Annotated in this window: 10 protein-coding genes; all 10 read left to right on the top strand. The window is 62.3% G+C overall.

What is annotated here, in order from left to right; genetic code table 11:
• Positions 1-68: 68 nt before the first annotated feature.
• Entirely contained in the window at positions 69-2,927 is a 2,859-nt protein-coding gene (locus VE009_RS13010; protein WP_325008234.1) for an extracellular solute-binding protein, read from the top strand.
• Positions 2,924-3,820, top strand: a complete 897-nt coding sequence (locus VE009_RS13005; RefSeq protein WP_325008232.1) for a sugar ABC transporter permease — start codon at positions 2,924-2,926, stop codon at positions 3,818-3,820. The genes VE009_RS13010 and VE009_RS13005 overlap by 4 nt, the downstream gene beginning before the upstream one ends.
• Before the next feature lie 16 nt (positions 3,821-3,836).
• Positions 3,837-4,706: a carbohydrate ABC transporter permease gene (locus VE009_RS13000; RefSeq protein ID WP_325008229.1), complete on the top strand. Its 870-nt coding sequence runs from the start codon at positions 3,837-3,839 to the stop codon at positions 4,704-4,706.
• A gap of 16 nt (positions 4,707-4,722) precedes the next feature.
• Entirely contained in the window at positions 4,723-6,243 is a 1,521-nt protein-coding gene (locus VE009_RS12995; protein ID WP_325008227.1) for a hypothetical protein, read from the top strand.
• Positions 6,240-6,845 (top strand): Yip1 family protein, encoded by a 606-nt coding sequence (locus VE009_RS12990; protein ID WP_325008225.1) that lies wholly within the window; start codon positions 6,240-6,242, stop codon positions 6,843-6,845. The genes VE009_RS12995 and VE009_RS12990 overlap by 4 nt, the downstream gene beginning before the upstream one ends.
• A gap of 30 nt (positions 6,846-6,875) precedes the next feature.
• Entirely contained in the window at positions 6,876-9,092 is a 2,217-nt protein-coding gene (locus VE009_RS12985; protein ID WP_325008223.1) for a DUF5696 domain-containing protein, read from the top strand.
• Between the two features lie 12 nt (positions 9,093-9,104).
• Positions 9,105-10,007, top strand: coding sequence for a sugar ABC transporter permease (locus VE009_RS12980; protein WP_325008221.1), 903 nt, complete (start codon positions 9,105-9,107; stop codon positions 10,005-10,007).
• A 41-nt stretch (positions 10,008-10,048) separates the two neighbouring features.
• A complete protein-coding gene (locus VE009_RS12975) occupies positions 10,049-10,990 on the top strand; it encodes a carbohydrate ABC transporter permease (RefSeq protein ID WP_325008219.1) in 942 nt (313 codons plus the stop codon).
• A gap of 143 nt (positions 10,991-11,133) precedes the next feature.
• Positions 11,134-12,507: an ABC transporter substrate-binding protein gene (locus VE009_RS12970; RefSeq protein WP_325008217.1), complete on the top strand. Its 1,374-nt coding sequence runs from the start codon at positions 11,134-11,136 to the stop codon at positions 12,505-12,507.
• Positions 12,508-12,570: 63 nt separating this feature from the next.
• The gene (locus tag VE009_RS12965) at positions 12,571-14,031 is read left to right on the top strand and encodes a glycoside hydrolase family 32 protein (RefSeq protein ID WP_325008215.1); all 1,461 of its coding nucleotides are present in this window, start codon (positions 12,571-12,573) and stop codon (positions 14,029-14,031) included.
• The last annotated feature ends 2 nt before the right edge of the window (positions 14,032-14,033 follow it).

Here is a 14,033-nt window from a genome sequence, read left to right as displayed (position 1 = left end):
CGGCGGCGGCTCTGCTATAACTGAACTCACGAGCACGAACACTTTCATGGGTACCCGGAGGGTCGACGGTGAAGACGAACAACATTTGGTTTTTGGCGCCGGTCGGTTGCGCGCTTTTGTTCTTTGCCTTATACGCGGTTTTGTCGCCCGTCCCGACCGATGGCGGCGAGCGGGCGACGGCGGCTTTCGTCCCGCCGGACGCGACGCCCGCGGCGGAAGGGCTGGTCCTTGCGGCCGACGGCCGCATCGGCGAAGCGTCCACGGCGCGAAGCTTGGAGGAATGGGAAGGCCGGAGGAACGTCGCGGAGTGGAACGAAGGGGACGCGATCGAATGGGAGGTCGACATTCCCGAAGCCGGCGATTATACGGTAACCGTCGGGTATTATCCGCTCGAAGGAACCGGGCAGGATATCGAGCTCGCGATGACCGTCGACGGGAAGCCGGCGGCCGGCGGCGAACCGCTGCGGCTGACTCGGGCGTGGCGCGACGAAGCGGGGCCGATCAGGCAAAGCCGCGGCAACGATTTGCGGCCGCGGCAGCTCGAGCAGCGGATGTGGATGAGAGGCGCGGTGCTGCGGCCCGGCGAGCTCGAGATCGAGCCGCTGGCGCTTGACCTCGAGAAGGGGCGCCGCCGGATCCGGATCGAGAGCGTCCGGGAGGGAGCCGTCATCGCGGACGTAACGCTCGCCAAGCGGGCGGCTCCGGCGCCGTACGCGGAGTACGTCCGCAGCCAAGGCGTTGCAGCCGCGGGGGGCGAGGCCGAGCGCGCCGGCGACGTGATCGTCAAGATGCAGGCCGAGCAGGCGTACTTGAAGTCGTCCTCGGGGCTGTATCCGACGATGGACCGCGCAAGTCCGCTAACGGAGCCGTACCATCCGGTGAAGCTTCGAGTGAATACGATCGGCGGCAGCAACTGGGATACGCCGGGGCAATGGATCAGCTGGCAGGCGGAGGTTCCGAAGGACGGTTGGTACAAAATCGGCATGCGTTACCGCCAAAACAAGGTGAAGGGCGCGTTCGTGTCCCGAAAGATCGCGATCGACGGCGCCGTTCCGTTCGAGGAGCTGCAAAACGTCCGCTTCCCTTACGGGCTCGACTGGGCGGTCCGAGAGCCGGGCGGCGGCAACGGCAAGCCGTACCTCGTGTATTTGACGAAAGGCATGCATGAAATTCGTATGGAAGTCACGCTCGGGGAATTGGCGCCTTCCATCCAGGCGGTCAAAGACATGACGGCGGAGCACCAGCGGATGTACCGGCAGATCGTCATGATTACGGGCGTCCGGCCCGACCCGTACCGCGATTACGAGCTGGAGAAGAGCATCCCGGAGCTGCTGCCCGCGTTCGAAGCGCTGTCGGAGCGGATGAAGGCGGAAGCCGAGCGCCTAGAATCGCTGACGGGCGGGGGGAACGCCGGGACACGCTCGCTGGAGCTGCTCGCGCGGCAGATCGACAGCTTTATCGACCGGCCGGACACGATTCCGAGACGGCTCGACAGCTACAAAACGAATTTGACGGCGCTCGCGGACTGGATGCTGACGGTCACGAGCCAGCCGCTGGAATTGGATTATTTATACCTTGCTTCTCCGGGGGAGCCGAAGCCTCGGGCCGAGGCGAGCGCGCTTGGCAAAGCGGCTCACGAGCTGCGGGCGTTCGCCGGTTCGTTCGTGGAAAACTACGATACGCTCGGGAACGAGGCGGACGGGGAACACTCCATCGAGGTGTGGACGGGGCTCGGACGCGACCAAGCGTACGTCGTGAAACGGTTGATCGACGAGGCGTTCACCCCCGAAACCGGCATCGCGGTGCGGTTCAATCTCGTCGAGAACGCGCTGGTGCCGGCCGTCATGTCGGGCGAAGGACCGGACGTCAGCCTGCTGACGAATCGCGGCGACGCGATGAATCTCGCCTTCCGGGGCGCGCTCGCGCCGCTCGATGCGTTCGAGGATTTCGAGGAGGTCGCGCGGCCGTACATGCCGTCCGCGTTCGTCCCGTATCGTTACGAGAGCCGCACGTACGCGATACCCGACGAGCAGGAATTTTTCATGATGTTCGTGCGGGACGACATTGTCTCGGAGCTCGGCATCGAGCCGCCCGAGACGTGGGAGGAGCTGCTCGACATCGCGCCGGCGCTGCAAAACAAACATCTCCAAATCGGCTTGCCTTACGAAGATTTGGACGCTTACCAGCTGCTTGCGCGCGGAACGGGCACATTGAATTTGTTCCCGACGCTGCTCATGCAGAACGGCTCCGGCATGTACGACGAGGCGGGCGCCGCCACGCGCCTTGACGAGCCGGAGGCGTATCGGGCGTTCAAGCAGTGGACCGACTTTTACCGGCTGTACGATTACCCGCTGTACAAGGACTCGTTCAATCGGTTCCGTTCCGGCGAAATGCCGATCGTGATCGAAAGTTATAAGCTGTACAACCGGCTCGTCAAAGCGGCGCCCGAAATCGCGGGCACATGGAGCATGCGGCCGATTCCGGGCGTGCGGCAGCCGGACGGCGCCGTCGACCGATCGACGGCGGCCACGGGGAAAGCCGGCATCATCTTGAAGGACGCCGACAATGTAGAGGACGCCTGGACGTTCCTCAAATGGTGGAACCGAGCCGACACCCAAAGCCGGTTCGCGCTCGAGTTGGAGAACGAAATGGGCGTGCTCGGCCGAAGATCGCCGGCGAATCTCGACGCGTTCGCGCGCACGAACTGGAGCCGGGGCGAGCAGTCGGCGCTGCTCGAGCAATGGCGGCACGTGAAGGAAATTCCCGAACTGCCGGGAGGCTACTACACATCGAGAAATATCGACAACGCGTTCCGAAGCGTCGTATTTTCCATGGAAAATCCGCGGGAAGCGCTGTTCGCCTGGAACAAACAAATCAATGAAGAACTGCTAAGGAAGCGGTATGAATTCGGGGTGAGCGAACGATGAGAGGCTGGGCGTCCGCACTCGGCAAACACCGGGAAAGTTACTTGTTAATGGCCCCGTACATGATTTTCTTTATCGCGTTCACCATCGTGCCGGTGGCGCTGTCGATCGCGCTCGGATTTACGTACTTCAACCTGATCGAACCGCCGCGGTTCATCGGCTGGTACAACTACATCCGACTGTTTTTGGACGACGACGTGTTCATCGTCGCGCTGAAAAACACGATGCTGTTCGCCTTCGTGACGGGGCCGGTCAGCTACGTGCTCAGCTTCGTCGTCGCTTGGATCATCAACGATTTGTCGCGGACGATCCGGTCGATCGCGATGGTGCTGTTTTACATCCCCGCCATCGTCGGCGTCTCCGTCTATCCGATGTGGCGGCTCATTTTCAGTCCCGACGCTTACGGATATTTGAACGGCACGCTGCTCAGCCTCGGGATCGTCAGCGAGCCCGTCGCGTGGTTGATCGACCAAAATTATTTGCTGGGCGTTCTTATTCTGGTGCAGCTGTGGATGAGCATGGGCATTAGCTTCCTGGCGTTCGTCGCGGGGCTGCAGACGGTCGACCCGAGTCTGTACGAAGCGGGGGTCGTCGACGGCATCCAAAACCGGTTCCAAGAGCTGTGGTATATTACGCTGCCTTCGATGATTCCGCAGCTCGTGTTCGGCGCGGTCATGCAAATCGTCATCTCGTTCGGCGTCGCCGACGTCTCGATTCAGCTCGCCGGCTTCCCGAGCACCGAGTACGCGGGGGAGACGATCGTCACGCACATTATGGACTTCGGCAGCATCCGGTACGAAATGGGCTATGCGTCGGCGATGGCCGTCGTCCTGTTCGCGATGATGGTCGCGACGAACCGGACGGTGACGAAGCTGCTGCACAAAGTGGGAATATGACGAAGGAGGGCGCCTTATGATACGCATCGTTCGCAACAAGGCCGGCATTCGGGCCCGGCGCTCGCTCGCCGGCAACGCGTTCGTCTTCGGCTTCGTCGCGCTGCTCGGACTGTTCTCGGCGCTGCCGTTCGCGTTCGCCGTCATTACGTCCTTCAAGCCGATCGACGAGCTGATGCAGTTTCCGCCTCGGTTCTCCGTCGCGCGGCCGACGCTCGCGAATTACGGGGATTTGTTTCAACTCGCCACCAATATGTGGGTGCCCCTGTTCCGCTATTTGTTCAATACGACATTGGTGGCGGTCGTCGGCACCGTTCTCCACGTCGCGTTCGCCGCGATGGCCGCATATCCGCTGGCGAAGCACCGGTTCCCCGGTCGGAACGCGATCTTCTCCGTCATCGTCATGGCGCTCATGTTCGTGCCGCAGGTGACGTTCGTGCCGCAATTCATTCTGATGTCGGAGCTGAAGCTGGTCAACACGTACGCCGCGCTGATTCTGCCTTGGATCGGCGCTTCGCTCGGGCTGTTTCTTATGAAGCAGTTCATCGAGCAGCTGCCCGACGCGATTTTGGAAGCGGCGCGGATCGACGGGGCGAACGAATTCGCGACGTTCTTCCGCATCGTCTGGCCGAATACGAAGCCGGCGATCATGACGGTCGTCATTTTCCAGTTCATCAACCTGTGGAATTATTCGCCGAAGGAGCTGGTGTACAGCGAGTCGCTGAAGGTGTTCCGCATGGCGCTGGAGCAAATCGTCGCGGGCGACCCGATCGCCCGCATGGGCGCCGGAGCCGCGGCGTCGGTCATTCTGATGCTTCCGCCGATCGTCGTCTTCGTGCTGCTCCAGCGCAAAGTCGTCGAGACGATGACGTTCGCCGGAATCAAGTGAGGGAGAGGCAGAGGTCATGAAAATGAAATGTTGTTTGCTCGCCGCCGCCGCGCTCCTTCCGTCCTTGCTGTTCTGCCTGCCGGCGGCGCGGGCCGAGGCGCCTTACCAAGCTTACGTGTACGACGAATGGGGGAAATCGAAGGCGGCGCCGACCAGCTACGTACCGGCGGCTGCGTATACCGGAGCGGACGCGGGCGTCGGGCACTTCGACGAACCGCAGGACTTATTCGCGGCCGAAGACGGGTTTTTGTATATCGCCGACACCGGCAACGACCGCATCGTGAAGGTCGACGAACGGTTCCAAGCGGTCGAGGCGATCGAGTCGTTCCGGCTCAAGGGCAGCGAAACGGCGCTGAAGGAGCCTGCCGGCGTCTTCGTCCGGCCGGACGGCGCGATGTATGTAGCCGACCGCGGCAACGGGCGCGTCCTGCGCGTCGGCCCTCGGGGGGAGGTCGAACTCGTCATCGAGAAGCCGAGGCACGCGCTTATCCCGGACGATTTCGCGTTCAAGCCGGTGAAAGTGACCGCGGATCGAGCGGGGCGCATTTACGTGCTGTCCGAAGGGCAATATTTCGGCTTGATGCAGTTCGACCGCGACGGGGCGTTCCTCGGCTACTTCGGCAGCAACAAGGTGGAAGTGACGCCGGCCGTCCTCGTCGAGACGTTCTGGAAGCGCATCTTGTCCAAAGAGCAGCGGGAAGGGATGGCGAAGCTGCTGCCGATCGAATATTCCAACGTGACGATCGGAGGGGACGGTTTCGTCTACACGACGACGGTCGTGACGAAAAACTCGCGCGAGGAAATTAAGAAATTGAACCCGCTCGGCAACAACGTACTTCTAGGGCGCGACGGCCGCGGCGATTTCGGCGACCGGGAAGTCCCGGTCGTCGGGGCGGTCGCGCTGGACACGTCGTTCGTCGATCTCGACGTCGACCGGAACGGCTTCATCGCCGGGCTCGACCGCACCCGCGGCCGGGTGTTCGAATACGACCAGGAAGGCAATCCGGTCGCCGTCTTCGGCGCGCTGGGCAACCAGCAGGGGACGTTCCTGCAGCCCGCCGCCGTCGCGTATTGGGGCGATGCGATCGTCGTCTTGGACGCGGGCAAACGGAACGTCACGGCGTTCCGCCGGACGGAGTACGGGGAGCTCGTCTACAAGGCTACGCTGCTGTACAACGAAGGGCTGTACGAACAAGCCGCGGACGTGTGGCGGGACGTCGTCGTCCGGAACGTCCATAATCGCATCGCGTACGTCGGGATCGCCAAAGCGCTCGAGAAGCAGGGGGATTACCGCGCCGCCATGCATTACTACAAGCTAGGGGCGGACCGGTCGGGCTACTCGGACAGCTTCGCGTATCTTCGGATCGACGCGGTGCGGGCGAATTTGCCGATCGCGATGACGGCGCTGCTCGCGGCGATCGCCGGCCGTTACGCCTACAAAGCGATTCGCGCGCTTCGCGCCGCCCTCGCCGCGCGGGCCGGCGCGCAGGCCGGCCCGCGGGCTGAAGCGGGGGCCAAGGGGGAACGAGCGCTATGATGAATCTCGTTAAAATCGTATTTCATCCGTTCGAGAGCTTCGGCGCGATCAAAGACGAAGGCAAAGGCTCGCCCATGCAAGCCGTCGTCATCGTCGCGGCGTGGTTCGCGGCGGCGATGATGGAGCGGCAGAACACGGGGTACGCCTTCAACATGAACGATCCCGACGATTTGAACGTATGGCTGATCGGGGCGAAAACGGCGCTGCTGTTCGGTCTCTGGGTGGTCGGCAATTGGGCAGTCGCCACCTGGCTCGACGGCGAAGGGAAGGCGGCGCAAATCGCGATCGTCAGCGCTTATGCGCTGGTGCCGTATGTCGCGTCCCTCCTGCTTGCGACGGCGCTGAGCAACGTGTTTTTGCGGGAGGAGGGCGTATTTCTCCATTATATGACGACGGTCGGCACGCTGTGGAGCGGCGCGCTCCTGCTGATCGGCATGCAGATCGTACACGATTACGGCTTCGCGCGGACGGTGCAGTCGTTGGCGCTGACGGTCGCGGCTATGGGCATCATCGTATTTTTGTTCGTTCTGTTTTACACCTTATTTCAACAGGCTTGGCTCTTCGTATACACGATTTACAACGAGCTGCTGTTCCGAATGTAGCATCCGGACTTGGGAAAGGAGGGACAAAGCTTGCTGCAATTGCAGTTTTGGAAAAAGCGGGTATCGCTCGCCCTCGCCGCGGCGATGATCGCGGGGATGTGCGCCGCCGGCGCTCCGGCGGACACCGCCCGCGGAGCCGCCGCCGCGAACGGGTTCGTCCGCGTCGCCGAGAACGGCGCGCTGGCGCTCGATTTCAACCCGGCGACGGCGGAGGTGGCGGTGACGGACGCGGCTTCCGGCGCCGTCTGGCGCAGCAACCCGGAGGACCGGGAGACGGACGACATCGCCAAAGGCATGAAAAAGCAAGATTTGCACGCGCAGCTGCTCGTCGAGTACGCGGATGCGCAAAACAAACCGTTCCAGTTAAACAACTATACCGGAAGCATCCGGGAGAACGCGTTCGCCTGGAAACGGGTGGAAGGCGGCGTCGAGGTCGAATTCCGCTTTCCGAAGGCGGGATTTACGATTCCGGTGACGTACCGGCTGACGGACGATGCGTTCTCTGCGGCCATCGCCGCGGACCGGGTCGAACAAACCGGCGAATATGGGATCGTCACCATCGGGCTGCTGCCGCTCTTCGGGGCCGGCAGCATACGCGACGACGGATATTTGTTCGTGCCCGACGGCAGCGGCGCGCTCATCCGCTTCAACAACGGGAAAAACATGTACCGCAGCTATAACGAGCGGGTGTACGGGGGCGACGAAGCGATCGCTTCGCCAGGGCAAACCAGGCTCGCCGAGAAAATCCGGCTCCCGGTGTTCGGCATCAAACGCAACGGCGCGGCGGCGCTCGCCGTCATCCGCGAGGGCGCGTACCAGGCCGGCGTCGCCGGGGAGGTCAGCCGCAAAAACAATCAATACAACGCGGTATGGAGCTACCTCGCGATGACGGAGTTCGAGACGAACAAGGTGATGGAAGGAAGCCCGAGCGAGAAATCGGTCGTCCGCGCGTCCGCGTCGAGCGCCGGCGCCGCTTCGTTCGAGGTTCGGTATTTTTTCCTCTCCGGGGAGAAAGCCGATTACGCGGGCATGGCGGAGAGGTACCGCGAATACCTCGCCGAGGAGCAGGGCGTGAAGCCGGCGGCTCCCGCCGGCGGAGAGCAGATTCCGCTGCTGATCGAGCTGCTCGGCGGCGTGAAGAAGCGGGAGACGTTCCTCGGCATCCCGTACCGGACGGTCGAAGCGTTGACCGACTACGACGATGTCGCCTCGATCGCGAGCCGGCTCCAGGAGCGCGGAATTCGTAATTTATCGATCCGTTATGAAGGGTGGACGGCCGGCGGCATGAAGGATCGGGTGCCGGCGTCGCTGAAAGCGGAGCGGAAGCTCGGAGGAGAGCGCGGGTTTCGCGAGCTGCTCCGGGATTTGGAGGCGCGCGGCGTGGCGTTCTACCCCGTCGTCGACCCCGTCGGCTTGTATCGGAACGGCAGCGGGTTCCACAAATTTTTCGACGCCGTCCGAAGCATCAGCCGCGCCCCCGCGCTCAAATACCGCTACTTGGTCAGCAACGGAACACGCGACCGGGACGCTGCGCCGTGGTATTTGCTGAAGCCGGAATCGGTGCGGGAAGCCGTCGAGCGGATCGGCGCTGCCGCGCAGGCCAAAGGGCTGACGCGGCTGGCGCTCGAACAGATCGGTTCGATCGTGTACTCCGACTTCCGCCGGGAGACGCTCGCGAAGAACGAGACCGGCCGCATCTGGGAGGACAGCTTGCGTTCGATCTCGGGCCGCGTACAAGGCCTCTCGTTAGACGCCGCGAACGCGTATGCTTTAGGCGCGGCGGAACATGTCGCCGATGTGCCGCTCGCGTCGAGCGGGTTCGACGTCGCGGACGAATCGGTGCCGTTCTACAGCATCGCGATCAGCGGGCTTCGGCCGGCCTTCGGCGAGCCGATCAACTTGAAGGGCGACGCCCGCAGGTACATGCTGAAGCTGCTGGAGACGGGGACGTACCCGTCGTACCGGTTTATCGCCGGGGACGCGAGCCGCCTTGTCGGCACCGAATTCGACGGCCTGTACGGAGGCGGGTTCGACGATTGGCTCGATACGGCCGCCGCGCAGTACGAGGAGCTGAACGATAGCTTGAAGAGCGTTATGGGGCAGCCGATCGTCGACCACGAGAAAGTGGCGGAAGGCGCGTATCGGACGACGTTCGCGAACGGAAAAACGGTCGTCGTCAATTATTCGGAGGAGACGGTGACCGTAGGTCGGGACCGCATCGAACCGGGCGGCTACCGACTTCAATAGGGGGCTTGTGCCATGATTCATAGACTGAAATCGATGCCTTACCCGAAGAAAAAGCAGCTGTACGGCTTCCTCTTCGTCTTGCCGTGGATCGTCGGGTTTCTGCTGTTTTTCGCGCGCCCTTTCGTTACCTCGCTGCTCTACGCTTTCCACAACATGGAGATGACGCCGGAAGGGCTGAAGGGGACGTTCGTCGGGTGGGACAATTTCGAGTACGCGCTCTTCAGAGACCCGCAGTTCGTTCGCGAAGCGGCGAATTCCTTCGTGAACATCATGTACGGCGTCCCGCTGATCTTGATCTACAGCTTGTTCGTCGCCGTGCTGCTGAAGAACAACTTCCGCGGGCGGGGCTTTATGCGCGCCGTCGCGTTCCTGCCCGTCATTATCGCCTCCGGCGTGCTGATGCAGATCATGAAGGAGGACGTGTTCGCCTCCGGCATGCGGGGCGGGGTCGAGACCGTCTATTTGTTCGGCGGGTCGGGGTTGAACGGGGTGCTGATCGAGCTCGGGCTCGGGCCGAGGCTGATCGAAGCGTTCAACCAAGTCATCGCCCGCATCTTCGATTTGACGTGGCGCTCCGGCGTGCAGGTGCTGCTGTTTTTGGCCGGGCTTCATTCGATTTCCGCGGACTTGTATGAGGCGTCGTCCGTCGAAGGGGCGCGTCCGTGGGAGCAATTTTGGAAAATTACGCTGCCGATGTTGACGCCGATCCTGCTGCTCAACGTCGTCTACACGATCATCGATACGTTCACGGATTACGGGAACGGGGTCATTTTAATGATTTACAACACGGCCTTCGCGCAGGTGCGCTTCGGCTACAGCAGCGCGCTGGCATGGCTGTACTGCGCGGGAATCGGGGCGTTCTTAGGGATCGCTTACCTGTTCCTGAAACGAAGAATCGTGTACGCGCAGGATTAACGAAGCGAAAGCGGTGAACCGAGTTGAGGAATGTGTACGCTTTGAAATGGAGCAAACGGCTGCGCGCGAACGCCGCGGCCGCGCTCCGGACGGCGGTGCTCGCCGTCCTCGCTTATCAATTGCTGTATCCGCTGCTTTATATGCTGAGCATGGCGCTGCGGCGGCCCGAGGAAGCGATGGATCCGAGCGTCGTCTGGATTCCGAAGAGCCTCACGCTGCAAAATTTCGCGGATACGCTGCGGGTGATGGATTTTTGGGACGCGTTCGCGAACAGTCTGTACATCGGCGTCGGCTGCGGGTTGCTGGACGTGTTCTCCTGCGCATTCGTCGCCTACGGGTTCGCGCGCTTCCGCTTCCCGCTGTCCAACGCGCTGTTCGCGCTGGTCGTCTTCACGCTCGTCGTGCCGACGCAGACGATTTTGCTGCCGCTGTACGCGGACATGAAATATTTCGACGCGTTCGGCGTGCTGCCATTGACTGCGGCGCTGTTCGGCGGGCCCGATTCGGTCAGCCTGGTAGGCAGTTACGCTTCCTTTTATTTGCCGTCGCTGTTCGCGATGGGCCTGCGGTCCGGGCTGTACATTTTCATCTTTCGCCAGTTTTTCAAAGGCATGCCGAAGGAGCTGGAGGACGCCGCCTACGTCGACGGATACGGACCGTTCCGCACGTTTTTCCGCATCATGCTGCCGAACGCGAAGAACGCCGTCATTACCGTGTTTCTGTTCTCGTTCGTTTGGCACTGGAACGAGTACTATTTATCGAATTTGTTCCTCGGCAATTTGAAGAAAAACTTCGCGATCGCCCTTTCTTCGCTGCGGGTCGATTTGGAATCCGTCGTCAATGTGCAGACGATCAGCGACCCGCTCGCGGTCGTCACCCGCATCCAAGCCGGTTCGCTGCTCGCGATTTTGCCGCTCTTGATTTTGTATTTGGCCACGCAGCGGTACTTCACGGACAGCGTCGAGAACGTCGGCATCAAATGACGCGGGCATCCGCGGAAAGGGGGCGAGGCCGCCATCCGCCGCCGCGGCCGGCAGGACCGGCTCGACCGGGCGGAGCCACGATTCGTCGCGGGTTTTACGTTGGTTGAAAAGGGAGTCAACTTATTCTCGGGGAGGATTCGTCCATGAATCAAATGAAAAGCAAACGCAATCGCATGTCCTTATCGCTCGCTTTGATCGCAGCGGTGCTGCTGGTCCTCGCCGCGGGCTGTTCCGGCGGCGGCGCCGGCGCCGATGCGCCTTCGGCGTCCGAACCGCAGGCTTCGAACGAGACGACCGGCGGCTCGGCTCCGGCGGCGGAGCCGGAAGCGGATGCGCCGAAGGTCGACGGCAATATTACGATTTTGTACCACACGTCCAAAGAGCAGTACGAGCAGAACAAGGCGGCCAACCCGGACGCGTACGACGTCGTGTACGAGACGATCCCGCAGTTCGAGGAGGCGACGGGCGGCAAAGTGACGGTCATCGCCGTCCCGTGGGGCGACCAGAAGCCGACGCTCATCTCCATGGTCAACGCCGGCGACCAAGTCGACGTGGCGCAGGCCAACGACCAGAATTTCCCGGTGTATCCGCTGAAAAACATCGTGCAGCCGATCGATCAGTACATCGACATTTCCGATCCGCTCTGGAACGGCGCGGTGACGAACACGTTCACGTTCGGCGGCAAGCCGTACGCGGTCGGGGCGTCCGCGGCGCCGATCGTCCTGTATTACAATAAGACGCTTTTCGAGAACAACGGGGTGAAAACGCCTTCCGAATACTATGCCGAAGGCGATTGGACGTGGGAGACGTTCCGGGAGGTCGCGAAGGAATTGACGATGGACACGGACGGCGACGGGAAAAACGATCAGTTCGGCTTCGGCTGGTGGGATCACGGGTATCCGCTGTTCGTCGGCTCCAACGGCAAAACGATTTTGTCCTACAACGCCGACGGCACGATTACGACGAATTACGACTCCGAGAACGTGAAGGAAGCGATGCAGTTCGCGCAGGACGCGCTCTTGAACGACAAATATATCGACAGCGAAAAAGAAGGCGATTATTTCTTCGCCGAATTCAAAAACGGTAAGCTCGCCATGACGGCGGAGTACGGCTTCGCGGGCTTCAACGTGCTGAAGAGCGACTACGAAATCGACTTCGTGCCGGTGCCGACCGGTCCGAGAGGCGCACCGGACGCGGGGCCCGGCGGGTTGTCCGGCTGGTCGATTCCGGCCGCTTCGAAAAACCCGGAAGGCGCGGCCGCGTTCATCCGGATGATGTCGGAGAACGAAGCGAAGATGAACGCCGAAACGAACGCGCAAAAGTTCGGCCAAGACAAAGTCGACTTGATGAACAAGCTGGCCGATCACATCTTGTTCGCGCCGATTGGGGTCGAGAAGTATTGGGACGCGAACGGCGCCGTCGTGACGGGGATCAAAGACGGCTCGCCGGTCGGCACGTTCGCGGCGAACGCCAAAAACCTGCTGGAAGAAGGCATTAAGATTACGCTGGAGCAGTAATCGACGGAACGGGAGGCCCTTGCGCCGCAAGGGCTTTGCCCGATCCCGAAGGAGGAGCGCGGCATGCAGAAAGAGACGCTTTACCGCGAGCGATACCGTCCGCAATTTCATTTGACGCCTCCGTCGGGCGCGTTAAGCGACCCGAACGGCATGGTGTATTTCGACGGAGAATATCACCAGTTTTATCAATTTACCGGCCGATGGGGCCACGCGATCAGCCGCGACCTGCTCCATTGGGAGCATCGGCCGCTCGCGCTCGTCGGCGACGAGCTGGGCGACGTTTGGTCCGGCAGCGCCGTCGTCGATTGGCGCGACACGAGCGGGTTGTTCGGGGGCGAGAGCGGCCTCGTCGCGATTTTCACCTTGTACGACCAAGGCCTGCAGTCGCAAGGGATCGCCTACAGCCGCGACCGCGGGCGCACGTGGACGAAATATGCGGGCAATCCGGTCCTGCCGAACCCCGGCCTGAAAGATTTCCGCGACCCGAAAGTGTTTTGGCACGAATCGTCCGCCGCTTGGGTGATGGTCGTCTCCGCGGACCGGGTCGTCCGGTTTTACCGTTCGCCCGACCTGATTCGCTGGACGTACGCGAGCGAATTCGGGGAAGGCTGCGGGTCGCGCGCGGCGGTGTGGGAATGTCCCGACCTGTTCCCGCTGGCCGTCGAGGGCGGCGAAGGGGCCGTCAAGTGGGTGCTGCACGTCAGTATCGGGGACAACGAAGAAACGGGAGGCTCGACCGCGCAATATTTTATCGGTTCGTTCGACGGGTTTCGGTTCGTCGGCGAGCTCCCCGCGAACGAGACGCGGTGGACGGATTACGGTCAGGATTTCTACGCGGCGGTGTCGTACTCGGACGTCCCGGCGATCGACGGCCGGCGCATTTGGACAGGGTGGATGTCGAATTGGCGGTACCCTTTCTCGGCTCCGACCGAGCCTTGGCGGGGGGCGCTGTCGGTGCCCAGATCGCTCTCGCTCGCGAAGGAAGCGGAGGCGCTTCATCTTATTCAGCGTCCGGTCGACGAGCTGAAACGGCTGCGGACGGAGGCGTTCGAGGCGGAAGCGCTGCCGGTTTGCGATCGAACGGTCGCCGTCGGGTTCCGGGGAACCTCCTTCGAGTTCGAGCTCGCGATCGACTGCGGCGACGCCGAGGAGGTCGGCATCCGCCTGTGCGTATCCGGCGCGGAGGAGACGGTCATCGGGTACGACGCCGCGAGGCGAGAGTGGTTCTTGGACCGCTCGCGCTCCGGCTTCACCGGCGTCGAGGGAAGGAACGGGCAGCCGGCGAACTTCGCAAGGCGAATGTTCGCGCCGCGCATCCGTTCGTCGCGCCGCCTGACGCTGCGGGGGTACGTGGATGCCTCCAGCGTCGAGGCGTTCGCGGACGACGGGCTGCAGACGTTCACCGCGCTCATCTACCCTTCGCCGGACAGCGACGGCGTGGAGCTGTACGCGAAGGGAGGGACCGCGGTCGTGGAATATTTGAGGTTGTACCGGCTGCGTTCCGTTTGGCACGACGACGATTAGGA

The organism is Paenibacillus sp. (assembly GCF_035645195.1).
GTDB lineage: Bacteria > Bacillota > Bacilli > Paenibacillales > YIM-B00363 > Paenibacillus_AE.
The sequence above is the reverse complement of the archived record's forward strand: the minus strand, read 5'-3'. Positions and strand labels throughout refer to the sequence as shown.